20 protein-coding genes and 1 tRNA gene are annotated in these 22,856 nt (G+C 68.0%); 7 read left to right on the plus strand and 14 right to left on the minus strand.

Annotated elements, in window-relative coordinates; translation table 11 throughout:
* Positions 1-8 precede the first annotated feature (8 nt).
* The 3 genes from ACLQ2V_RS07905 to ACLQ2V_RS07915 are packed head-to-tail and all read right to left on the minus strand — an operon-like array spanning position 9 to position 2,828.
* Positions 9-611 (minus strand): GNAT family N-acetyltransferase, encoded by a 603-nt coding sequence (locus ACLQ2V_RS07905; RefSeq protein WP_425717692.1) that lies wholly within the window; start codon positions 609-611, stop codon positions 9-11.
* The gene (locus ACLQ2V_RS07910; protein ID WP_425717693.1) at positions 608-2,146 is read right to left on the minus strand and encodes an APC family permease; all 1,539 of its coding nucleotides are present in this window, start codon (positions 2,144-2,146) and stop codon (positions 608-610) included. Before ACLQ2V_RS07910 ends, ACLQ2V_RS07905 begins: the two co-directional genes overlap by 4 nt.
* Positions 2,147-2,189: 43 nt before the next feature.
* Positions 2,190-2,828 (minus strand): GPP34 family phosphoprotein, encoded by a 639-nt coding sequence (locus ACLQ2V_RS07915; RefSeq protein WP_425717694.1) that lies wholly within the window; start codon positions 2,826-2,828, stop codon positions 2,190-2,192.
* 1,121 nt (positions 2,829-3,949) lie between these two features.
* Here ACLQ2V_RS07915 and ACLQ2V_RS07920 point away from each other — a divergent pair.
* The 5 genes from ACLQ2V_RS07920 to ACLQ2V_RS07940 are packed head-to-tail and all read left to right on the plus strand — an operon-like array spanning position 3,950 to position 8,470.
* The gene (locus ACLQ2V_RS07920; protein ID WP_425717695.1) at positions 3,950-4,990 is read left to right on the plus strand and encodes a hypothetical protein; all 1,041 of its coding nucleotides are present in this window, start codon (positions 3,950-3,952) and stop codon (positions 4,988-4,990) included.
* 11 nt (positions 4,991-5,001) lie between these two features.
* On the plus strand, positions 5,002-6,024 hold the full coding sequence (locus ACLQ2V_RS07925; RefSeq protein WP_425717696.1) for a thymidylate synthase: 1,023 nt from the start codon (positions 5,002-5,004) through the stop codon (positions 6,022-6,024).
* On the plus strand, positions 6,021-6,551 hold the full coding sequence (locus tag ACLQ2V_RS07930; protein ID WP_425717697.1) for a nucleoside-diphosphate kinase: 531 nt from the start codon (positions 6,021-6,023) through the stop codon (positions 6,549-6,551). The genes ACLQ2V_RS07925 and ACLQ2V_RS07930 overlap by 4 nt, the downstream gene beginning before the upstream one ends.
* Positions 6,548-7,795, plus strand: a complete 1,248-nt coding sequence (locus ACLQ2V_RS07935; protein WP_425717698.1) for a hypothetical protein — start codon at positions 6,548-6,550, stop codon at positions 7,793-7,795. Before ACLQ2V_RS07930 ends, ACLQ2V_RS07935 begins: the two co-directional genes overlap by 4 nt.
* A gap of 18 nt (positions 7,796-7,813) precedes the next feature.
* Complete coding sequence (locus tag ACLQ2V_RS07940; RefSeq protein WP_425717699.1) at positions 7,814-8,470, plus strand: exonuclease domain-containing protein; 657 nt, start codon at positions 7,814-7,816, stop codon at positions 8,468-8,470.
* A 166-nt stretch (positions 8,471-8,636) separates the two neighbouring features.
* Here ACLQ2V_RS07940 and ACLQ2V_RS07945 read toward each other — a convergent pair whose 3' ends face one another.
* The 8 genes from ACLQ2V_RS07945 to ACLQ2V_RS07980 form a co-directional block, all read right to left on the minus strand.
* Positions 8,637-9,188 (minus strand): flavoprotein, encoded by a 552-nt coding sequence (locus ACLQ2V_RS07945; RefSeq protein WP_425717700.1) that lies wholly within the window; start codon positions 9,186-9,188, stop codon positions 8,637-8,639.
* Complete coding sequence (locus ACLQ2V_RS07950; protein ID WP_425717701.1) at positions 9,188-10,606, minus strand: helix-turn-helix domain-containing protein; 1,419 nt, start codon at positions 10,604-10,606, stop codon at positions 9,188-9,190. Before ACLQ2V_RS07950 ends, ACLQ2V_RS07945 begins: the two co-directional genes overlap by 1 nt.
* Positions 10,607-10,729: 123 nt before the next feature.
* Positions 10,730-11,497, minus strand: coding sequence for a thiopeptide-type bacteriocin biosynthesis protein (locus ACLQ2V_RS07955; RefSeq protein WP_425717702.1), 768 nt, complete (start codon positions 11,495-11,497; stop codon positions 10,730-10,732).
* A 13-nt stretch (positions 11,498-11,510) separates the two neighbouring features.
* Positions 11,511-12,587 carry a lanthionine synthetase C family protein gene (locus ACLQ2V_RS07960; RefSeq protein ID WP_425717703.1) on the minus strand — a complete coding sequence of 359 codons (1,077 nt, stop codon included), beginning with the start codon at positions 12,585-12,587 and terminating at the stop codon, positions 11,511-11,513.
* Positions 12,584-15,325: a lantibiotic dehydratase gene (locus ACLQ2V_RS07965; RefSeq protein ID WP_425717704.1), complete on the minus strand. Its 2,742-nt coding sequence runs from the start codon at positions 15,323-15,325 to the stop codon at positions 12,584-12,586. The genes ACLQ2V_RS07960 and ACLQ2V_RS07965 overlap by 4 nt, the downstream gene beginning before the upstream one ends.
* Positions 15,326-15,388: 63 nt before the next feature.
* Positions 15,389-15,523, minus strand: a complete 135-nt coding sequence (locus ACLQ2V_RS07970; protein WP_425717762.1) for an FxLD family lanthipeptide — start codon at positions 15,521-15,523, stop codon at positions 15,389-15,391.
* 18 nt (positions 15,524-15,541) lie between these two features.
* Entirely contained in the window at positions 15,542-16,771 is a 1,230-nt protein-coding gene (gene fxlM / locus ACLQ2V_RS07975) for a methyltransferase, FxLD system (protein WP_425717705.1), read from the minus strand.
* A 939-nt stretch (positions 16,772-17,710) separates the two neighbouring features.
* A complete protein-coding gene (locus ACLQ2V_RS07980) occupies positions 17,711-18,571 on the minus strand; it encodes a helix-turn-helix domain-containing protein (RefSeq protein ID WP_425717763.1) in 861 nt (286 codons plus the stop codon).
* A 353-nt stretch (positions 18,572-18,924) separates the two neighbouring features.
* On the opposite strand from ACLQ2V_RS07980, the gene ACLQ2V_RS07985 reads away from it, so the two are divergent.
* Both ACLQ2V_RS07985 and ACLQ2V_RS07990 read left to right on the plus strand, forming a co-directional pair.
* Positions 18,925-19,140, plus strand: coding sequence for a DUF397 domain-containing protein (locus ACLQ2V_RS07985; RefSeq protein ID WP_425717706.1), 216 nt, complete (start codon positions 18,925-18,927; stop codon positions 19,138-19,140).
* A 795-nt stretch (positions 19,141-19,935) separates the two neighbouring features.
* Positions 19,936-20,007, plus strand: a tRNA-Lys gene (locus ACLQ2V_RS07990).
* Positions 20,008-20,178: 171 nt separating this feature from the next.
* Here the strand turns inward: ACLQ2V_RS07990 and ACLQ2V_RS07995 are convergent.
* The 3 genes from ACLQ2V_RS07995 to ACLQ2V_RS08005 form a co-directional block, all read right to left on the minus strand.
* Positions 20,179-21,651 (minus strand): tyrosine-type recombinase/integrase, encoded by a 1,473-nt coding sequence (locus ACLQ2V_RS07995; RefSeq protein WP_425717707.1) that lies wholly within the window; start codon positions 21,649-21,651, stop codon positions 20,179-20,181.
* Positions 21,652-21,737: 86 nt separating this feature from the next.
* Positions 21,738-22,037 (minus strand): helix-turn-helix domain-containing protein, encoded by a 300-nt coding sequence (locus ACLQ2V_RS08000; protein ID WP_425717708.1) that lies wholly within the window; start codon positions 22,035-22,037, stop codon positions 21,738-21,740.
* A gap of 258 nt (positions 22,038-22,295) precedes the next feature.
* Positions 22,296-22,700, minus strand: coding sequence for a hypothetical protein (locus ACLQ2V_RS08005; RefSeq protein WP_425717709.1), 405 nt, complete (start codon positions 22,698-22,700; stop codon positions 22,296-22,298).
* Positions 22,701-22,856: the final 156 nt, after the last annotated feature.

Consider the following 22,856-nt stretch of genomic DNA (forward strand, 5'->3'; position numbering starts at 1 on the left):
GGTGGTGGTTACGGCGGGGTGGCGGGTTTGCGCCACATGGGCCAGAACGGTGTGCGGTCGGGCAGGTGGAACTCCGCTCCCGCCTGGTAGCCGTGACGGGCATACAGGTCACGGCTGGTGGGGCTGCTCGCTTCGAGGTAGGCGGGCAGAGCACGCTCGTCGAGGACTCGGTGGTGGGTGCGCAGAAGGGCGGTGCCGCGTCCGGTGCCCTGCCGGGCGGGACTCACCCCGAGCAACGCGAGGTGGTGGTGGCCGACCTGGCGGGGGTGGTGGTTGTCCAGGAGGGTGTCGAGGTCGACGAACCGCTGCACGTAACGGCCGCACGCGGCGTCGAGGCGCCGGTCGTAGTCCGGCGGCGCGGGAACCGGACGGGTGTGGTCGAACCACACCGCGGCCGCCGAGAAGTCGGTGAGCAGGTACACCTGCCCATGGTTGAGTGCGTGGGCGGCGAGGATGCGGAACTGCCCGGCCAGGACGGTGGCGCGTGCGGTGGGATGGGGGACCAGCCACCGCGTGGCCCGCAGCGCCCCGAACGCGACGGCAAGCAGGTCGGCGACCGTGTCGACGTCATCGGAGGTGGCGTGCCTGATGGAGGGCTTCTCGGCGCTCACCGGCGGGCCCCCGCCCGCAGACCGGCGTCGTGGGCGACGGTGCGTGGGACCGCCGGGGGTGGCACGGCGGCGTGCGCTCCCAGCCCGATCACGGCGTACACCTCGGGTCGGTGGGCGCGCAGCCACCATCCCCAACCGGTTCCCGCCGCCCCGATCGCGAGGAACCCGACCGGTACCGCCCAAGTCAGCCGATGCCCAGGTGCGATGCCGAGGAGGACGTCGATGTTGCCGACGGCGAGGGTCGTGATGATCAGTAGAGCGGCGAGCGCGATCAGTGGCGCGACCAGGCGCCGCCACAGGCTGTCGCGGGGCGCCCCTGGTGGTTGTCGGGCGAGGAACAGTGGGACGGCGATGGCGGTGGTGGTGATCAGCAGCAGGATGCCGATGCCGCCGCTGGTGCCGGCCCAGTAGAACAGGTGCACCAGTGGGTCGCTGCCGACGCTCGCGTAGCCGATGATCGCGGTCAGGCCGATGCCCGACTGCAGCAGCGAGGCGTGCAGCGGGGTGCCGCCGCGCAGGGTGGTCCGCGCCAGGGTGGCGGGCAGGACCCGTTCGCGGCCGAGGGCGAACATGTATCTCGCGGTCGTGTTGTGGAAGGCGATCATCGCCGCGAGGATCGAGGTCGCGAAGAGCACCCGCCCAGCGGTGGCCATCGTCGCGCCGAGGTGCGCACCGGCGGAGTCGAAGAGCAGGTCCGGGCCCTCGGAGGCGGACCGGTCCACGATGTGTTCGGGTCCGACGGCGACGGTCATCGCCCACGAGCTGAGCGTGTACAGGGCGGCGGTGACCCCGACGGCGATGAAGGTGGCGGTCGCCACCGTGCGTTTCGGGTCTCGGGTCTCCTCGGCGAACACGACTGCCGCCTCGAAGCCGATGAATCCCAGGACGGCCAGGACCAACAGCGCGCCGACCCCGGGACCGGCGAGGTTGCTCGGCGACAGCGCCGCGACATTCCATTTCCCGTCGGCGGGGTGGGCCAGGCTCGTCAGGCTGTAGACCACGATGATCGCGACCTCGGCCAGCAGCAGCACCGACAGCACGCGGCCGTTGACGTCCACGCGCGCCAGACCCATCGTCGCGGTCACCGCCCATGCGACCAGGGCGATCAGCCACCACACCACGTCCACACCGGTCCACTGGTCAAGCAGCGGGGCGACGGCCGCGCCGATCGCCCCGTACAGGCCGACCTGGAGCAGGTTGTATGAGGCCAGGGCGACCCACGCCGCCCCCACACCGGCGGGCCGGCCGACGCCCCGGGCGATGTAGGAGTAGAACGCGCCGGCGTTGGCCACCCGCCGCGCCATCGCCACGTAGCCGACGGAGAACAGCGCGAGCACCGCCGCGACGGCGAGGAACGCCACCGGGATCCCGATGAGTCCGGTGGTGGCATATCCGGTGGTAACCACCCCCGCCACCACGGTCAGGGGCGTCGCCGCCGACATCACGAAGAACACCACGGCAGGAACACCGAGGCGATCGGCGGCGAGGGCCGCCGCCACCGACGGCGCCGCTAGCGGTGTGGATGGTCTAGGCATGGCAGTACCTCCAGGAAGCGACAGGGGGGAGCAAGGGCGAGGGTCAGTGGCGGGCGGACAGGACGGCGTTGCCCACGACGGCCTCGGTGGCCCGGACCACCTCCCGGGCCGGCGCCCACATCCGGGCCACCTCGGTGTCGAGGTGGACGCGGACGTCGACGGGTCGACCGTCGAGAAGCCACCGGTCCAGGCCGGTGGCCCGGCACAGACCGCCGAGCAGAAGATCCCCGGCGCCCAGCGGCTCGGCGTGGGTCAGGCGGTACGACAGCAGCGCCCACGGCACCGCGGCGGTGCTCATGTCGACGGGCACGTACGCGGTGTGCCGCGTCCAGGGCAGGCCCACCTGCCGGCAACGGACAATTCCGGCTTCAGCGAGCCGCCATCCGACCCGCTGCGTCGCGGACACCGAGAGGGCCTTGATCCAGGTCCGCACGTCGCGCTCGCCCGGGTTGGCAGCGATCTGGTGCAGCACTGATGCCGCCAGGGGGTCCACTGGCCGCCGCCGACCCCGCAGCGACACCATCGCGTTGTCGGCCCACAGATGCCCGTCGACAACGAGCTCGGCCAGCAGCGCTGCGGCGAGGCCGACCCTGGCCGGTCGAGGGGCCATCCGCAGTCGCCCGTTCGCGTCGTGCCGGGCCGTGAGGAAGAACTGGTCGGCCAGTCTGGTCACGTGTCGCATCGAGGTGAAACCTTCTGTCCGGGATCGGCCACCGACCGGTGGCGCGGTTGGGGCGTTCACTGGCAGGGCCCGGCGGCAGGCGGTTTACCAGCGGGGGACGGGTGAGGTCAGTGCGTTGCCGCCAGGGTCATGTCGATGACGTCAGCGGACGGCTTGCTGGCCTGACGGGCCGCCCCCGCTCTGCATCAGCCGATGCTCCGCATCACCCGGGCGTCCTCCAGCACTCTCCGCTGCCCAGCGGAGCGGACGTGGGCTCCACCAGCTCCTTGCCGCAGGCCGCCACCCCGGGGCACCACACACCGTCGCTCTCATCGATCCCTCCCAAACTGATGGCCTGCCGCCTCGGCTGCTGCGATTGCGGCCGGGCGCGGGAGTGGCGTGCCACCTGCCGTACCGGTTCGTTTCTGGCTTCGCAGCGATGAATGGCGTCGGATGTCAGTTATGGCGGAAGCGTGGGGTGTCGAGAACTGTCGACACGAATGTTCGACACGAATTCTTGTGTCCGCCGGCTACGGGGGCGCCCGATCTGCCTCTCGGCCGATTACTCCGTGTTCTCAGGATTAACATCCGATCCTGTACCGGCGCGGGTCGTAATCATGGCTGGCAGAGGCGCAGCCCAACGTGGTGATACAACAGCTGATTAGATCTCCACCGAACGGGGTGCGCGACAGAAACTGGCGGCTGAATGAGGGCCGGCATCTCCGGCGCTGCGTTATGTGCTGGAGCGCCTCATGTCAAGGGACCTGCCATCCTTACGTTGCACTCGCCGTGCAGAGCCCAAGGACCTTCTCCTCAGGCAGGTGGGGGCAGGCGCGGCGGTGTGGCCAGCCGCCAGTGCGGCGACAATCGGCCCGCCGATGTCTGGTGTCGAAGGTCCGTGTCGAGACTGGTCGACACCGGTGCGTCGGCGTTCAGTGGTGAGCACACGACCAGCACGAAGCTCGCCACCGAGGATGGGCTCGCGCAGTCGAGCGCACCGGTGATCCTGCTGGCATGTGGCGGGACCACTCCGAAATTCCCGCTCCACACTGTGGCGCGGCCATTACCTCGCTGCGCATTGGCCAATTGCACTGCAACCACGCGCCTGACCCTCGGTGCCCCGTCCTGACAGGAAACGCTTGATGACGCGACTGAAGATCGGCTATAGCTGCTGGGGGTTCCTCGGTGCTGGGATCGTTGACACCCCCGACGGCTCCCGCTCGTACCGCCGGCCGCTGCTCGACGCGTTGCAGGCCGCCGGTCATTTCGTCACGCTCCTGCAGCCCAACCGGGACAGCCTCGAAGCTGGCCTCGACCTGACCGACACGTACAGCTTCCACAAGGGCCTGCCCGCGCTGGACGTCGTGATGTTCGAGTGGCGGTGGCCATTGCCGGGCCGCAACACCACCGCGTGCGGTAGTCCCGGCCACCACTGCGATCTGCACCGACAAACGGAGCTGATTGAGCACTACAGCCTTGCCGGGGTGCCGACAATCGTCTGGGACCTCGACCGGCGGCTACGCGCCGACGATCCGCTGCGCGGGCTGCCGAACGTGCGGGTGTGCGAGTTCGCCACCCGCCCGACACCAGGTGCGACCACTGTCCTCTGCCCGGTCCCAGATGAGCAGCTCGATGCCGCTGACGCCTACGAGCTGGCACAGATCGGCCGGCCCACGTCGCTGGTGTACGTGGGGAACCAATATGACCGCGACGAGCATTTCGACCGGTATTTCGCTGACGCGGCCGGGCATGTCGGGCACCGGGTCGCGGGGAAGTGGACCCGCACCCGGCAGTGGCCGCACGTCAACTTCACCGGCCGATGCGCGTTCACCGACGTCGACCCCATCCACCGCGGCGCCCTGGCCACGGTGATGCTGCTCCCCGACCGGTACCGCACTGTCGGGCACATCACCCAACGCCTGTTCGAGGCAGTCCTCGCCGGCTGCGTGCCCCTCATGCCCGCCGACGTGGTCGACGGACATCGCTTCGTCCCCGAGGAGCTCCTCGTCGCGGACGGCAACGACGTGGTCGAGAAGGTCGAGCACCTCCAGCGCATTGCCGGATCCAGCACTCACGTCGGGTTGATCGACGAGTGCCTTCGCTACCTCCACCAGATGCGGCTGTCCCGCCAGGCAGCCGTCCTCCATCAGGTCATGACCGACCTGATGTCCGCCCCCGAGTGAGGGAGACGCTTATGGTCTTCGGGCCCGAGTTCCCCAGCTTCCAACAGGCGTATCTATCCGTCCTACGGGAGATCGCCACCAACCACCGCTACCACACCGCCGGCCGAGGAAAGAACGCCCTGGAGGTCATCAACACCAGCTTCACCATTACCGACCCGGTCGACCGGATCGCGTACCTCGCTGCCCGCAAGGCGAACGTCGTGTTCAACCACGCCGAGGCCCTGTGGTACCTGACTGGCCGCGACGACGTCGACATGATTTCCTACTACGCCCCCCAGCTGCGCAAGCTGTCCCTCGACGGGGCCCGGCTCACCGGCACCGCATACGGGCCCCGGCTGTTCCGGCCCGGCCCGCCCGACGCGCAGAGCCAGTTCGCGCGCGTGGAGCGGCTGCTGCGCGACGACCCGGACACCAAGCGGGCCGCGATGATCATCATGCGGCCAGCCGAGCTGGCCGATCAGGCCAACCCGGATGTCGCCTGCACTCTCGGCCTTCAGTTCCTCCTGCGTGGCGGGCGACTGCATATGGCCGCCTACATGCGCGGCAACGACGCGGTGATCGGCCTGCTCGGCGACACGTTCGCCTTCACCTTCATCCAGGAGTTCACCGCCCGCCGACTCGGCGTCGAGGTCGGCACGTACGCCCACCACGTCGGCTCGATGCATATCAACGAACTCGACGTGGCGAAGGTCGACGACATGCTCATCGAGGGCTCCAGCGCGACGCCACTTCGCCGGTTCCCTGTCGACCAGATGCCCCACACGAGCTGGGATGACATCCGAGAGATCACGGGGTGGGAGGAGCTGCTGCGCACCGACCGTGACCAGCTCACCCCGACTCGGCTCGCCGCCGTACGCGTCGATCCGTACTGGCGTCGGGTTCTGGCACTGTTCGAGGTCTACCGGCAGGTCGTACACAACCCCTGCAAGCCCGTCGCCCGGGACATCCTCGCGGAACTGCACCCGGGGCACGGGTGGCTGGTGGCCAATCGGTGGCCGGAACGGATGCCCGCGTTCCTCGGGAGCAGGCCATGACCGAAGCCGCCGAAGGCAGCGAGCCTGTCGACTGGTCCCGGTGGACCGTCATCCTGCTCAAGCCCGACTGCGTCCGCCGCGGCCTCGTCGGCGAGGTTCTGCAATGGGTACAGGGCCTCGTCACCATCGTCGACTCCCGCGTCGTGGTAGCTACCGAGGACCAGGTGTTCGCCCACTACGACGACATGCTGCCCCTGTCCGAGACGCTCGGCCGCGACGTGCCCGCCGAACTGCGGCGCATCTTCATCGGTAACCGGGTTGTCGTCGCCCTCGGCTACGGCGAGAACGCCGCCGCACGGATCCGCGCCATCGTCGGGCCGACTGACCCGGCCAGCGCCCCGACCACCACCGTCCGGGGCCGCTACGCCAAGGACACCCTCGACAAGGCGGTGGCCGAAGGCCGCCTGGTCGACAACCTCATCCACACCTCCGATCACAGCGCAGTGGTCGAACGGGACTTCGGCATCTGGTACGGCTCCCAGCACACGCACCTGCTGCGCGCACCCGCCCGAGGAGGCACCCGATGACCCACGTTCCCGTCAGGATCGACCCCGGTCCTCGGCAGCTACGCCTGATGCCGGCAGCGGAGCAGGCGGCTCTCGACCCCTACATGCAGCTCATCGTCGGCTACCGCAAGTCCGGGCTGTCGCTCAATCACATCATCGGCTGCCCGCTGGACTGCGGGTACTGCGTGCGTCACTTCTGGGGCAACTTCGAGGACAAGATCCCGACGCTGCTGGTACCCACGGAGCAAGCGATCGAGCTGCTCGTCGGCCACGAGGCGTTCCGGCCACACGTCACCCCGGTCCAACTCTTCAACAAGGCCACCGACCCGTTCCTGCCAGGCGTGAAGCCGCACCTGTTCCAGGTGCTGCGGGCCCTCGACGAACGGGAATACACCAACCAGATCCTCATCATCACCCGGTTCAAGGTCACCGCCCAGGACATGGAGACTCTGGAGGCGCTGCGCCACCTGAAGGTGACGCTGCTGTTCACCTACTCAGGCATCCAGGACGACCGAGTCGAACCGATCACGAAGAGCGCCATCACGATCAACTCGATCTACACCGCGGTCGCCCACAAGAAGCGCACCGGCGTGGTGCTCTACTGGCGGCCCATCGTCCCCGGTTGGAACACCGCCCCCGAGACGATCGCCCACGTCCTTGAGGTCGCAGGGGACGTCGACGCGACTGTGTTCACCGGCTACTACCACAAACCGGAGAACGCCGAGTACCTGCGCCAGCTCGGCGTCGAGGTGCCGTACGGCGACGACTACGCCCGCCGCAAGACACTTCCGCGCGAGATCGATGAGCTCATCGTGGGCGCGTGGAAGGACTCCGCCATCAGCACCCCGCTGTTCCGTAAGACGAGCTGCGGTGTCTCCTACGCCCACGGCATGCCCGACTACAACGGCCACTGGGGCGTCAACGAGCTGTGCGACATCTGCCCCACTCGGCAGAAGCAACTCTGCATCGAGGACTACCGGGATCCCACCGAGCAGGAAGCCCAGGCCGTACTGGGCATGCTGGGGTACGAAAGCCCCACCCTGGTCGAGCCCGGCCACGTGTGGACCCACGGCCTGGGCGAGCAGAAGCGGTACGCCGTGCAGCACCACCTGCGCCACCAGATCTGGGAGGCCGTTCAGCCCCACTTCCTCGGCGCACACGGCCGCCAGCTTCTCGGTCACGAGGTCGATCCCCACCAGGCGGAAAGATCCGCGGCGGTACGGGCGGAACTGGTCGACGCGGTGAAGTATGGAGACGACGACTAACCAGCGCTGGAGGCAAGCATGAGCGGCAGCCCAAGCGCCCCCTGGACAGCCGCCAGCCTGGTCGTCATCGACCTGGAGGGCAGCGGCGCCCAGGACCGTGAGAACGAGGCGATCCTGGAGATCGCGCTCGTCCCGCTGCGCGCTGGGCTGCCGCACATGCCTACGCACTACACCACCCTGGTCAACCCCGGCCGGCCCATTGGACGCCGATCGTGGCTCTCACCCGGGCTCACCGACGCCGCCCTGCGTCACGCCCCCACCCTCGGCGACGTCGCAGGAGACCTGGCCGACCGAATCAACGGCCGCTACCTCGTTGGCCACAACGTCAACGTTGACTGGCGGCTGCTGCACCGCCGTCTGCCTGACATCCACCCGGCCGGCCTCATCGACACCCTGCGCCTTGCCCGCGCGCTGCCGGGCAACCGCCCCCACGGCTTGGCCGCGCTCATCGACGGGCTTCACCTCACCGAACGCGTCAACACCGCGGCTCCCGGCTCGCAACCACACCGCGCGATCTGGGACACCGTCGCCGCAGCGGTGCTGCTGCCCGAGCTGATCAGCCGACGTTGGGCGGCGGCGCCGCCGACGATCTCGGAGCTGGCCGCCGTAGCCGGCGTACCGATGCCCTCCGCGAAACAGACATTGCCCCCCGCCCCTCACCCCGCTCTGTTCTGAGCAGTCGCGCCGGGCCGCCTCGGTAAGCCGGAGCCACTGCGGCGTCGGGGAGACGTCCGGTGGCAATCTGGGCTCCGGCCGTCGCTGCGCTGGCGCGGCCGGGCAAGCCGCCCGCTGGGTCCTCTCGCTGACTCGGCTGGGGCCGGCTCCGCCAACCAGATCGGCGTCAGCGTCCACGCGGTGATCGCGGGGTGAGCAGCCCGTGAAGTGCGTCGATGATGACTTCCCACCGGAAGGGTTCGTCGTCCTGGGCCGGGCGTAAAGCTTGGGTGGGAGTGAGCCATACGCCGTTATCGGCGAGTAGCCGCAGGTGAGTGTTGAATGCAGGGTGGCTGGCGAGGGTGGGTTTGACGTAGGGCGAGGCGACGATGGGCAGACCTGTGCCGAGGGATTCGTTGAGGATGCCGAGGGCCAGGCTGTCGTTGATGCCGGTGGCCCACTTGTTGATCGTGTTGAAGGTTGCCGGGACGACGGCGACGGCATCGGCGCGTGGCAGGACGCTGGGTGCGTCGGGGTTGCGCTGTCGGTGGCTGACGGGGTGTCCCGTCGCAGCGGCCAGCCGTTCGGTGGGGAGCCAGGTCTGAGCTGTTTCGGTCGCGATGATGTACACGTCCCAGCCATCACGTTGTGCCATCTCTACCAGTTCGGCGATGTGTCGGGCTGGTGGAGCGGCGCAGACCACTAGGTAGAGCAGACGGATGTTTCTAGGTTCTGGCATCAGGCGGTGATCTCGGCTCGATCGGCGAGCGCCCGCAGGCCGGGGGTGACGGCGCGTCGTTCACGCGCGAGTAGGTCGCCAATCAGATGGCGTGTTCTGGCGTGCACCCGCATCGTCTGGGGTGCGATTCGTTCGGCTTCGAGGAGATGCAGCACGGCTGCGGGGTCGTTCTCAGGTGCACAGGCGTAGGCCGCTGCGAGGTCGAGGTGGACCTGTGCCCGGCGGCTCATTAGCGCTTTCGGTAGCGACGAGGTGTCAAGTTGTTCTCCCAGATGGATGGCGAGCTGCGGGTGGTCGGTTCGGGCCGCGATGTTGATGCGGTGGATCGTCACGTTCGTTGGCCCGAAGCCGGTCCAAAGGTCATTGCGGTCAGTGCCGAGCCGGTTTGCCAGGGCATGCGCGCCGTTGAGGTGCCGCTCGGCGGCCGCAGGCTGATCCTTGCGGGCGGCGACCAGGGCTGCGAGTAAGGTCAACGCCCCCTGGGCCGACAGTGCCCTCGACCCGAGTTGATGTGGCGTTTGTGCGAGTCGGTCAAGAGCCGATAACACCACGTCTTCGGCGTTGTCGTTGCGGTCCGGCATGGCCAGCAGCGCGGTTCCCACCGAGAACGCCGCTGCGGCGACGAGGGCAGCGTCCTCGGCCTGGTCGGCGGCGGCACGAGCGGCTCGGTCGGCGGCTATCCAGGCGAGGCTGGGATCGCCAAGCTTGACGGCGACCTTGGAAGCGGCGAGGTTCGCTGCCGCTAGAAGGGCAGCTGCTCGGTTGCGGTGGGCCTCGGGGCACGTGGAGATCAGAAGGTTCGCCTGTTGGATCGTGTCAGGTAGCGCCCGGACCGTGTCGGCATAGTTGCCACGCTGGTAGAGGCTGTGCATTTGAGCGACCCGTTGACGGACCTCTGGGAGACTGGTGGGGTCGATCGTCTGCTTCAGTGGGATAGGCGCAAGCAGTTGGCGGCGAAAGTGAGCCAGCAAGCGGGCTGCGCTTGAAGGGATTGTCTCTGGTTGCTCATCGTGAGATCGATTCTGCGGTTTTCTGTTGATGCCGTCGCCGCTCTCTCGAGCCGTAACGTCGCTGGTTGTCATGACCACCTCCGATACCGCTCCCCACCGTGCTCGCTGTGCGGCCTCGGCTCTTTGCGCGTTGAACTCGGATTGGAGATGTCGGTAGGCGTCGTAGGCGGCCAGCAGTTCACCGTCGGCCACCAGCAGCGCATCGCACCGGAGCCAGAAGATCCGATCAACGACCTGCCGGCCGCGTTCGACCATGGCCAGGGTGCTGCGCGTCGTCTGCACTTGACGTGCGAGGGCTTGTTGGATGAGTCCACGCGACGTGCGTAGGGCGGCAAGTTTGCGACCGAGAGCAAGCCTTGCCTGTTGTAGGTCTTGGCGATCGATCATGGCTTGGCCTTCCGCCTGCATCGGCCCGCGTCGAGCCGGCTGGTGCGGTGTTTGACACACAGCGCTCTGACGATAGCGGATCGCAGTTCCTGGGCTTGGGCCTGATTCGAGTGGCGTCCGGCTTGGCAGGAAGGAACGCGACTCCTACCCAGGCAACGCGGGAACACGACCGAAGATGGCCTCCGTAGCCGCCTGGGCGAGCGCGGCTTGAGCGTTGGCGGGGACTCCGAGGCGGTTCCAGTGGAAGATCACGTGTTCTGCGATGACGGCGCGCAGGCCGCGGGTGAGGGTGCCTGTCTCGCGGAGGCACCGAAGGGATGTGCCGGCGTTCTCGAACCCGGCCTGCCAGTCGCTGGTATCGCGGGCCGCGCCGAGTAGGAGGTAACGGATCTTGCCGGTGAAGGCCCCCCAGGTGTGAGAAGCCGGTGGCAGGGTGAGGTGTCCGGCGCGGTGCTGGGCGACTCGCGCCCACACGTCGCCTTGTTCGTTGAGGTCCAGGCCTGCCATGCGCATTAGCGCGGTGCACAGGATCAGTGAGCGTTCCCGCCGGTCGGCCGGATGGTCGTCGAGGTAGGTGATGAGGTGGTGGCTGTCGTGGTGAAACAGCGTGTGGGCGACGTCCATCGCGTTGGCGCCGCCGAAGGCGTGTGTCTCGGGTTCGTAGATGTCGGTGGTCCAGGTGGTCGCGTCGGTGAGTAGGCGGTGTACCGGGTCGGGGCCGTTGTGCAGTGAGGCGGGTAGATAGCGGATGCGCCAGGGGCCTTTGCGCATGAACCACCAAGCGGTGATGAGACCGGAGGTTTCGGCTACGGGTAGGACGTGCCGTAGGTGCGGCACTGCGTGCCGTTCGCGCTCCTGGCGGTCCTGTCCCGGGTAGGTGATGTTGACCTGTTTCCAAATGCCTTCTTCCACAATTGGCCTTTCTTCAGATGAGTAGGAGGCAGGCTTCCCAGGATGTTGAGGTGGTGTCGGCTGCGGCGAGGTCGGATCCGGTGGTGCCATCAAGGAGGCCGGTGCTCTCGTCCTCGGTGTGGGTGGCGTGCTGGTGCAGGCGTGTGAGTGGGGTGAGAGTGGTCGGCATGAGGGCGTCTGCGGTAATGCGGCGGCCGGTGACGAGCAGCCCGGCGGTGCCGTGGCAGAGGCTGCGGTCGGTGATACGGCGGATCTGGGCGGGGTCGTTGACGCAGGCGGTGAACGCGGCTTCGGCGTGGCATTGGCGGATGGTGTCGCCGAGGGCGAGGGCGGCCAGTTGCTGGGCGCGGGCTATGCCGGGGGTGCCGTAGCACCAAGAGGGGCGCAGAGGCTCCTGCTGCGCTGGTGTGCCGTGGTGCAGGTCGGCGAGGGTAAGGGTTTGCGGCCACCAAGTGGAGCTCGTGCGGCCTTGCTGCCAGCTGTCCAACCATCGGCAGATGCGGTTGATGGCCTCGATGTGTCCGGCGACGGTGATGCCGTCACCAAGGGTGAGAGCGAGCAGCGCGAGAGGGCCGGTGATGCCGTGGGCGAGGCCGAGGTTAGCGTGACCTCCGGGCGGCGGCGGTTCGTTGCGGTCGGGGCCGTTGGCGCACCACCAGCCGGGGAGGTCGCCGAGGGGTTCGGTGAGTCGGACCAGGTAGTCGAGTACTTGGCGGAGCAGGTCGTGGTCGCCGACGCGGCGCAGGGCGACGCCGAGACCGGTCAGGCCGCGGATGAGGTCGTATTCGGCGTAGTGCGGCCGTTGGCGGGAGTCGATGCGGCGGTAAGCCAGGTCCAGCCGCCGACGTGTCACTGTGGCGGTCCCGGAAGCTGCGATCGATCTCGCGCGGGCGCAACCTGGATGGTTGGTCTTGGCGAGGAGGAAGGCGAGGGCGGGGGCGCCGTAGAAGAGGCTGGCGCCTGCGGCGATGCTGACGCCGTTGGCGGTGGCGTCCCGCAGGGCCTCGTACGCGGCTGGCCAATTGCCGGTTTCCAGGTGTAGCAGGGCGACGCCGGCTGCCCCGTCGGCGAGGGACTGGCCAGCTGTCATGACGTTGCCTGGTGGGTGCGGGCGACGGCGCGGGCCAGGCGGAGGCAGTGCCGCTCGGAGGCGGTGTCGACGCCGATCATGCGGGCGTGGTGCAGGTGCAGCAGGTCGGCCAAGACGAGGTCGAGGTCGAGGCCATCGGCGTGGGTCAGTGCCCTGTAGCTGTGCAATGCCGCAACGAGGTCGTCATCTCGGTGGGGAATGCGGGCGAGGTCGAGTTGGGCGGGGCTGAGACGGGGGCCGCTGCGGTGGGTAATGTTCTCGGTGAGCCAGCGGGGCCCGTCGCCGGTAAAGCCGTCGGCGATGGTGATCATCGTGGCGGCGGTGGCGGCTTGGCGGTCACCGGTCAGCCGCCGCAGGGCGCCGCGGGAGTCAGCGGCGAACACCGCTTCGGCGGCGGCGAGGGTCGGTCCGGTGCCGTGGCGAGTCTCCGGCCGGTAGGTGTGCAGGGTGTAGTCGTACAGGGTGCCATCGTGGTCCAAGCGCTGTGCCCACCGAGCGAGGTTTCTGGCGGTGTCGGCGAACTGCCCATCGCCTTGCAGGCAGATGCGTAGCCGCAAGTGGGGCTCGGGGTCGGGGTATCGCAGGAACCACCAGCCCTTCGGAAGAACCTCGGAGGGCTGGCGGGCGAGGTCGGTGAGGATGTCGTCTTGCCGGCCGTACAGCCTGGCCTCCAACCACGGTGACTGTCCGGGCCGATGCTGCAGGGTGGTTACGGCCTGGACCGGTCGGGTCGACGGGGTGGTCGGTGAGGTGGCGGTGAGAGTGAGCAGGAGTTCGGCAGGCCTGCCGCCGATCCAGCCGGCCGGGCCGGGGCTTTCGGTGACGATGGTGCGGGCATGCCGAGCGAGGTGCGTACGCAGTACTGCCAGGTGAGTGTCGTTGTCCAGGTCCAGACACAACCGCACGTCGTCGTCCCCGACCAAGATCTGGCCGGGGAGGCGGTGCTGGTCACGGTATCGGTGCCAGGCGTCGCGCCACCGGGCCCATGGCTGCGCGCGTGAAAGGGCCGACCGTTCGATGATCCAACGAGCGGGGTGCAGGACGCTGCGTCCGCGCCGCACACGAGGCAGGAACGGCAGCGCTTGGGCGTGGCCCCAGTCGAACCTGCTGCACGGAGCCGACCACGCTGCCCAGATTTCGGTCAGGAACCGCATCAGTGGCTGCTGGAGGCCGGACATCAAAACACTGTTGAGCAGCAGCGGCTCGATAGGTTGTCCGGTGGTCCGTGAGACCAACCACAGGCGCTGGCCGTCGCCGGTCACCGCGAGGTCCGTGACGCTGTAGGGCGGGTCGGGGTGGAAGTCCCCGACCGGCAGGACGGGCAGCAGCTCGGGTGTCCGGGCGACCGGGGCCAGGCGAGCGTCCAGCGGTGGACCGGACAGTTGCACCGTGTGGGCCCCAGGCAGCGTAGTCGGCAAACCTTGGTAGACCCGCTGCCACGATGCGAGCTCGTTCCCGGTGAGCAGGTGAACGAACCGACCGGAGGCAGCACCGGCGTGGCGGGATCCGCTGACCACGGTCAAGGTGAACGCGCCTTGGTCCAGGTCCTGCAGGGCAGCGGCGGCGAGGGCGAAACGTAGCTCGGTGTGCGGGATCGGCGGCCGGTCGTCGTTTCCGCGAAGGCGGCCGATCAGCTCGTCGTCGAGGATCACTTCCGCGCAGCCGTCCAGCGCCGCCTGCTGGGCAAGCTGCGCGAGTAGCCGGTCGCGAGCGGTGAACACGGCGGGTATGCGCCGGGTCGAACCCCGGTATCCGGCGGGAAAACTTAGGACGTTCAGCACGTCGCGTACAGGCACGGCCGCACCCGGCCCCCACCGCTGGATGAACGCGGCGTGGTACTCCGCCCACCCGGGCAGAGGTGGCGCCACCGCCGTCAGCGTCGACGCGGCCCGGCCCGCCTCACGCAGCACCGCCGGGGGCAGCGTCACCGAGGCGTCAACCCTCACATCGACCGCGACCCGATTACCAGGATCGGACAGCGCGAGGTGGCGGCCCAGGTACGCGGCCGGGTCGACGACGGTCATCGCCGGCCGCAGCGCGGACAGCAGCACGCCCGCCTGCACCAGCAAGGCCAACGTCCGCTCAGTTACGTCGGTCTCGGTGAGCGTCGCCCGAGCGACCTGGGTGACGAGTTCGGTGAATCTGATAGGGGACGTGGCCGCACGTATCGCCGCCTGAACCAGCTTGGTCAGGCGAACCTCGACATCCCACCGGCGGTCCTCGTCCGCGCGGGCGCAAGGCAGCACCCACGCCTCACCACGTCGGTACCCCAACGAGTTCGTCATCACCGCGACACCGCGAAGTAAGGCCAGGTCCTGCTCGGCCCGCGCGGTGTGCTCGGCGACGGACTGCCCGTCAGGCCGGACTACCTCGCGGTGCGCGTCGCCCCAACGGACCGCCGCGCGGGCACCGAACTCGACCGGAGCCACCCCGGCGAAGGCCCCGAACGGGGTCGCGCGGGTGGTCCATCTCAGCAGGTACCGGACCGCCGACTCGACCACGCGTCGGAGCCGGCCCGGCGGAACTGAATCGCCGGCCACGGCTCTGGTGATCTGCTCGGCTAACCCCGGGGTGGCACCAGCGACGGCAGCTGCGAACCCCGGCAGCGACCATGCCCTCCTCAGCCACTCTCGCCACTGCTCGGGCCGGTCGGACGTCAGGTCGGGCCATGGGGGGAGAGCCAGACCGCTCGGGTAGGCGGCAACCCTGATCAGCGCGGCACCAGGCGTGGAGAACATGACGCACCTTCCAAAACGGGGGCCCGGCGTTGGCGACGCCGGGCCCGAAAGGCGTGAAAGCCGTTATCCGCCGGTGCAGGCGTTCGAGCCCGTGTTGCCCGAGCCGCAGTTGTCGTCGGTGTTGGTGGCGTACCCACTGGCTGCGGGGCCGGCGTCCACCAGGGTGACGTCCAGGTCGAACTCCTCGAGTTCCTTGATTTCCACTCGCTTGCCTTCCTATGAGGTGAAGGTGAGGACGACGCGGCTGTGCCGCTTGTCCAGCACCGTCCCGTCCGGCAGATCGCCGTCGGGAGTGCCTACGGGCAGGACGTGTAGCACCGGAGAGGGCTGGTCAGCGTCCACCCATGCGCGCATGTGCTCGATGAGGCGTTCCACCGCTGTGGCGGCTTTGGGCCCGTGCGCGCACGCGCCCAGGTCGAACATGTCCTCGGTCCAACGCAGCGCCGACCGGTAGGAGAACGTGCCTTGGTGCAGGACAGCGGGGGTACCGAAACGCCAGGCCGGGGCAACGACGCCGGCGTCGACGGCCTCCTGCTGCGCCGAGAGCACCAAGAACTGACCCGCCTCGTCGACAAGGCGGGCCGCCAGCCACAGGTCTAGGTCGGCCAAGACGGCGCGAGGCGGCAGGCTCACCCCGGCCCATGCCTGCTCCTGCGGCTGCGTCAGCAGGTCGCCGACAGATTCCGGATCGACCTGCTGCCCCTCGTCCAGCCGCAGGTGCACGCCGTCCGCGATATCGAGATACCGCATCTCGTGGGCACCGGCACCCTGCATCGCCACGAACCCACACAGCCGCTGGCTTTGGCTGACCAGCCGGTGGCCGACCCGGCGCAGCGCCCACGACCGCGTCATCCCAAACGTCCGCAGCGGTGCGACGAGCACACCGCCCTCAATCAGCTGCGCCCGCCATGCCGGGGGGATGTCCCACGCACCGGCCGTCACGATGATCAGGTCGTAGCGGCAAAGCGGCTCAATCGGCTGCTCGGCGTCCGCGCACACCACCGTGACATCGCCGTAACCCGCCGCGGCGAGGCACGCCACAGCCCGCTCGGTCACGTCCGGGTCGATGTCTACGGTCCGCACCGAACCCGACGGACCCACCAGCTTCCGCAGCAGCGACGCGTTGTAACCACCCGAACCGATCTCCAGCACATGCCGACCGTGCAGGCCGCCGAGGGCATCAGCCGCCTGACCGAGCATCTCGGCGATCAGCCAAGGCGCCGACACCGAACTGATGGTTTCATCGCCACGCCGCTTGGTGATCACGGCAGTGTCGGAGTAGGCCTCCTGCAGCCCGGTCCCCGGCGTGAACAGCTCGCGTGGAATTGCCCTCAGCGCCGCCTCCACCTCGGGCCGCATCGTCAGCCCTTTCGCCGCATGATCAGCGGCCAACTGATCAACCATCGCAGCACGAAGGCGCTCACTGCTCATCGTGTCGACACTCATGTACGCGCCACTCTTCCTATCCCTCACGACCGCCCATCCGGACAGGTCCGCGTCTTCCGTCATCCACCCGAGAACGAGCACGGCCTCGGGTGACACAACTAAACCAGCGCAGGAAGAGCTCCCGCCTCCGCGGAACCGGACCTCCCGAGCCGTCGCGCCGGAACCTCGCCCCTGGCGGCGCAGTCATGCTGAAGGTCGAAGGCTGGCTCGGCACTAGCCGTGTCCATCACTCAACGCCGACCTGCCGATGTCGACCACCTTCGACACGAAACTTCGACACCGGCCAGCGGAGACGTCATGGTGATCCACTACCGAACCGCAGATCTGTCGACGTCCAGCCTGTAGCAACGCGGAGCTGGGCTGGACATGCTTCGAGCTGGTCGGATTCTTGACTAATCCCCCGCGTGGCGCGCACGCCCTCCCTGCAGCACGGGGCATAATCTGCCAGTGGCAAAACGCCACAGGCGGAGTAGAACTTGCAAAATGCAACGTGTTGAGGTCTTCATGATGTGGAGGACAGCCGATGGTGAGTGCAGGAGCTGACATCCTGACGGACCACGTGTCCGTCTTGCGTCGGTCAACCATCACAAGGGTCCCGGCGGCCGGCCTGTGGCAGCCGGCGTGGATCGGGGTGTGTGCTGGCGGGACGACGGGCTATGGGGAGGTCCTGGGCCGAGCGGTGTTCGTGGCGGCCGCACTGATCGTCGGCGCGGCCTTGGATGACATGCGCACAGCTGGCCTGACTGCGGTGCTACTGGTCGTGTCGGTGCTCATAACTGGTTCCGGAACGTTCGTGCTGATATTGCCGCAACCCGCCGTGACGCATGCGGGCGACCGTCTTCCAGGCAAACGGGACACCTCTGGGTCCTTGGCTGGTCAGCGATCGAATGGCGTGCGACTGTCGAGCCCTCGGCATGCTCAGGGTGGTGACGAGGGTGGCTAGTGAGGTGCGTCGAAATCGAGTATCTTCTGGCCATCTTCGGAATCGGCCGGGACTGCCTGGACGTAAAGATCCTCGAATGAGGCCTTGTACGCATCCACCATTTCGGCGTCCTCAACGAGGGCCACGTCGTCGGGCTGATTGTCGAGGTACACCACGTCCGGATCGCGCTCCGAAGCGAACTCGTGCAGGGAGAAGGGGCCTACGAAACCAGGATCTGCCGCGCTGTCCCGCTTTAGGAGGACAAGGTCGAGGCGGGGAAGGAGCTCCTGAATCTTCCGGAACTGTTCCCGCATGATCTCTCTGCTGCCCACACGCTTAAGGGCACGCTCGTCCAGGACGATCCGCACCGCCGGCGTGCGGCCGGACGCGAACACCCGTTCCTGCCTCGCCAGACGCAGCCTCACCCTTGCCTGCGCTGCTTGACCGTCTGAACGGTAGTGCGGACGGGCGGTAACTACTAGGCGGGCATAGTCCTGCGTCTGCAGCAGCCCAGGAACCAAGAATGGATGGTATTGACTGATCCGAGACGCGTCGTCCTCGTAACCGAGGAAATCCATGTAGGAGGGAGAAACATAGTCCCGGTACTCCGCAGCCCAGTGCCGACGACGCGCGAGGCGGGCCAGCTCAATCATTCGTCCGAGTTCGCCAGAGTCGACGACTCCGTAGAACGACAATAGGGCCCGCAAGTCGTTGACCGATATGCTCACCGCGCCGCTCTCGATACGAATAACCTTCGAGAGTGACCACTCCATGGCATGGCGAACATCCTCAAGTGAGTGGCCGCGCTCAACCCGGAGCTGGCGCAACGCCAACCGTAGGCGCCGACGATTCGTCGCAGGTCCTTGTCCGTCCAGCATCACGATTGCGCCCTCCCGCCGATAATTGCAACGGGCAGATTGAAGGAAGAGGGTTGCCGGTGGCATCTTGCCTCCGCCCGTCTGGTTACGGCCGAAGGCAATAAGCTAGCAGACCTACTCACTTCGCCAAGGCCCGGGTAAAGTACCCGGACATTTGTAGGCCAACGCCGCAGCTTCCTGCTATCTTGCTTACATAGCGCGAGCGCCCACAGGACGGAAAGTGAAGGCCCTTGTGGGCAGGCGCACGCTTTCGGCCCCCGCCTCGCAACAAGCGGCGCAGCCTGGCTCACCCAAAAGCCGCAATCATCCATATAGCAAACCCTGTCGCAACTGTCGCTCATTGGAGGTTGAAAATGGAATCCGTAGTGACGCCGCTGTGGACCCGACGCAGTTCACGATGCGACAACGACCACTGTGTCACCGTGTCTCGTCGCAACCAAGGCGTCGACGTCTTCGACTCGATCCTCCCCAGGACAGTCTTGTCATTTTCTGATTCGTCATGGCGCGCCTTCCTTCTCGATCTCGAAACCCGCACCGCGCGAACAGCCAGAACAGGGCGGCGAGCATGATCAGGCTGCAATCGATCAAGCTCACAAGCCCACGCTCCTACGCGCAACTGTCGGCTAGTTGACACAGTGGCAGGGTGCCGACCAGCGGCCCCTGTCACGTCGGCGTCGCCTCCTGCATGACTAGCTGACGCTTTTCTCACCAGCCTCTGTTCGAGCAGGGGCCGTTGCTAGACCCTACGAAAGAGCAGCGCGGTTGCCTCACCGCGACACGGCGTAGGCAGCAACAGAGTGCTGCCTACGGCTACCTCATCGTTCGTAGCGGCCACGTCACGCCGTCGCGCCGAGGATCGGAGTTCCAGACACCCAGCATCGTTCAGAGCCCAAACGCGACGTAGAACTCGCCATCGGTATCTGCCAAAGGCGAATACCCATGGGCGCGAGCAGCCCGATGCCAGATCGTGATCGAAGCGACGGAAGCTACCTCGACGACGATCCCTGTGGGGCGCCAGCGCTATTGCTTGCAAGTCAGGAACACCGGTGACTTTCACGGGTGCGACGCAACTCAGCGCTTGCCTGTCTACACCCGTAGCCATGGGCGCAGTGTCACCGCGCCATGGTCCAGAGGTGTCTCGCCTCCATCAGCCCCGGCGCCCTGTGCCAGGTCAGCGCTTCCATCCTGCGAGGGCTGCCCGGCCATGGGACTCCCTCGCCTCGCCGCTCAGGAAGACCAGGGCTGGGCCCGAGTTAACCTGCAGTTGCCCAGGCCGTTCGCGCAGAGAGTTTGGCGGGCAAGATCCAGATGCCCGACGAGCAAGCCGCCGCGACCTCTCGTTCGTCGGGTAACCTGTGCTCCGAGGGCCGTTAGCTCAATGGCAGAGCTGAGGACTTTTAATCCTTAGGTTCTGGGTTCGAGTCCCAGGCGGCCTACCTGTGAGCTGGGAAGATAGCAAGACATCACTATGCTTCGGTGTCCTTTGCGTGAGCATTGTCGGACTTGGGCCGCCATTGTGCGAGCACCCCTCGAGCACCCACCTCGGGAGTGACGGTAGGCGACGCGGTGTGGAGCACCGCGCCTGTCGGTCCGGTGGTGGGTTGGTGTTATGCGGCTGGTCGGCGTCGGCGGGGTACGAGGTTGGCTGCGGCTTGGGCTTTGGCGCGTTCGACGTCGAGTTCGGCGATGACAGTGGTGTAGGTGTCGCCGGTGATGGTGATGGAGGAGTGGCCAAGGAGTTCCTGGACGTCTTTGAGGTCTGCGCCGGCGGCTTTGAGGAACGTCGCGGCGCAGTGTCGGAGGTCGTGCAGCCGGATCGGGGGTAGTCCGGCGTCGCGAACGAGGCACTCGAAACGCCAGGTGACGGCCTCGGGGTGCCAGGGTCGGCCGTCGGGCTGGACGAAGAAGAGCCCGGTGTCGGGCCACCTGCGGCCGCTGGCCAATTTCCAACGGGCGCGTCGGGCGTGGTGGGCGCGCAGCGCGGCGAGGGTGTGGCTGTCCAGGGAGATGACCCGGTTGCCGGATTCGGATTTGACCTTCTTGATCACGGGTGTGTAGCCGTGGGTAGACAACTGCTGGGAGATCGTGAGCAGGGCGGTGTCGAGGTCGACGGCGGTGTCGGTGAGGCCGACGGCCTCACCGCGGCGTAGGCCGCGGTGGAGGATGAGCGCGAACAGCGGGTAGAGGGCGATGTCGTGGGTTTCGGCGTAGTCGAGGAACTCGCCGGCCTGCTTCGGAGTCCACACCATGACCGTGCTGGGCCGCTCCCCGGTGGCGCGCCACGTCGCGACGGCCTTGGTGGTCCATACCCGGGCTTTGGGGCGTGCGCCGGAGGGGAGTTCGACGTGCGCGGCGGGGTTGAAGTTGATGAGCCGGTTGTTGCTGCGGCGGATCGCGTCGTTGAGCGCCTTGCGGAGGGTGGCGCGGATGCGGTGCATGGTCGCCGGCCTGGTGGCGCGGATTCCTCGTACGGTGACGCGGATCTGCGGGTCGTCACTCTGCCGGGCGATGTCGATGGCGGTGGCGCGGTCGGCGATGGCGGTAAACATGGCCTCGATGTGGTCGACCCGCAGCCTGTCCAGGGGGATCGTTCCGAGGTGGGGGATCAGGTGGACGCGGGTGTGGGACTCGTAGGCGCGGATGGTGTTGGGTTCGATGCCGCGTCGGGAGGCCAGCCACTGCTGCAGGTACTCACCGACGGTGGTGGCGGCGGTGGGGGGAAGTCCGGTGCGCACCCGTCGGGCGATGGTGTCGCGGTCTGGCAGTGGTTTTCCGGCGGGGACGGCGAGGAGCATGTCGGCGATCTCCGCGGCGAGGGCGGTGTCGCCGTCGGCGAGGGCGAGTAGCGCTTTGGCGTGGTCTCGGTCGCCGACGGCGGCGTCGCGAGTGTCGAAGGTGCTGCGGCGCAGTTGCCGGCGTCGTTGGTCGGGGTGGGTGGGGAGTTCGAGTTGGTAGGCCCACCGGCCGTGGGTGGGGTGCCAGGAGCCGCCCGCGCGCCGTAGGTGGGGGCAGCGGTTGCCGAGTTTGCGGCCGGTGCTGTCGCGGCAGAGGCAGCGTTTGAACACGGATCCTTCCGCCATGATCAGGTGTCTCCTTCGGTGGGGTGTGGCAGCCGGTGGGCTGCGGATTGCAGGCGGGGTGATCCACGCGCGCCTTCCAGCGGGGGTCAAGTCGCCTGCGGCGGGGTGTCAGGGGGCGCGTTGTCGTCGCCGGCGGGTAGGTGCAGGGCGTGGAGGATGGCCGCGACCGGTACCCGGTAGCGGCTGCCGAAGCGCAGCACGTCAACGGGGAAGTCGCCGCGTTTGGCCAGGTCGTAGGCGGCGGAGCGGGACAGGCCGAAGATGGCCGCCGCGGTGGTCAGGTCGGTGGCGGGGCCGAGGGCGCGGATCCGCTCGGCGGTCCACACCTGCGGTTCGTCGGCGGGGCGGGTCGGCCGGTCGGTGGGCTTCCAGTCGGGGGAGCTCATCGCGGATGGTCCTTCCGATGATGTGCGTGGGTGGTTTGTCGGGTGGAGACGCGGCGCGTGACCGGTGGCCACGCGCCGCGCCGGGGCCGGCATCGAGGCGGGAGCTATGTCGAGGGCTGGCCGTGTCGCACGAGGCCTCGGGGCGCTGTCAGTGCGGCAGGGCGGCGGACGCCATCGGACCGGTCACGCGTCGGGTGCTGCGTGGCCGGTCCGACGTGATGGTTGCGTCCGGTCAGAGGGCTGTCCGGGTGGGGTTGCTCATGCCGGTGGTTTCCACCGGTGTGGGCACAGCAGCAGTCGTAGCGCGGTGGTTGCCTGTTGGGGGACGACGCCGTTGCCGAGGACCCGCAGCGCGGCGGTGCGCGGCAGTCCAAGCGTCGGGTCGGTGACGTGGCCGGGGTCCAGGCCCATGAGCCATTCCACGAACGGTGGCGCCAGGACCGGTTTGCCGTGCTGGCCTTGCTGGGTCGGCTGCGGGGCGGGACGGCCGAGGAGCAGTTCCCACCGTGCCACGGCGGTGGCGTAGACGCCCCACCGGTCGGTGGCGGGCTGGCCGAGTCCGGCGATGGTGGTGCGGAGGTCCGCGCCGCCGTCGCCGTGGTGGCCGGGTCCGCGTGCGTCGGACGCCGTCGGGGTGGGCAGGTTGCGGGTCGGTACCCGCACCGCCGCCGACGGGAGGGTGAGGTCTCCGTGCGACCCGCGTTGCCCGGGGCAGCCCTTCGTTCCGTCGGTGGCCCTGGGGGTGGGCAGCAGCACCTGCGACAGTGGTGGGGAGAAGCCGGCTCCGGCCTGGCGCCCCGGTGTGCCGGTGTCGCTCGC

Source organism: Micromonospora sp. DT233, assembly GCF_049841815.1.
Classification (GTDB): domain Bacteria; phylum Actinomycetota; class Actinomycetes; order Mycobacteriales; family Micromonosporaceae; genus Micromonospora.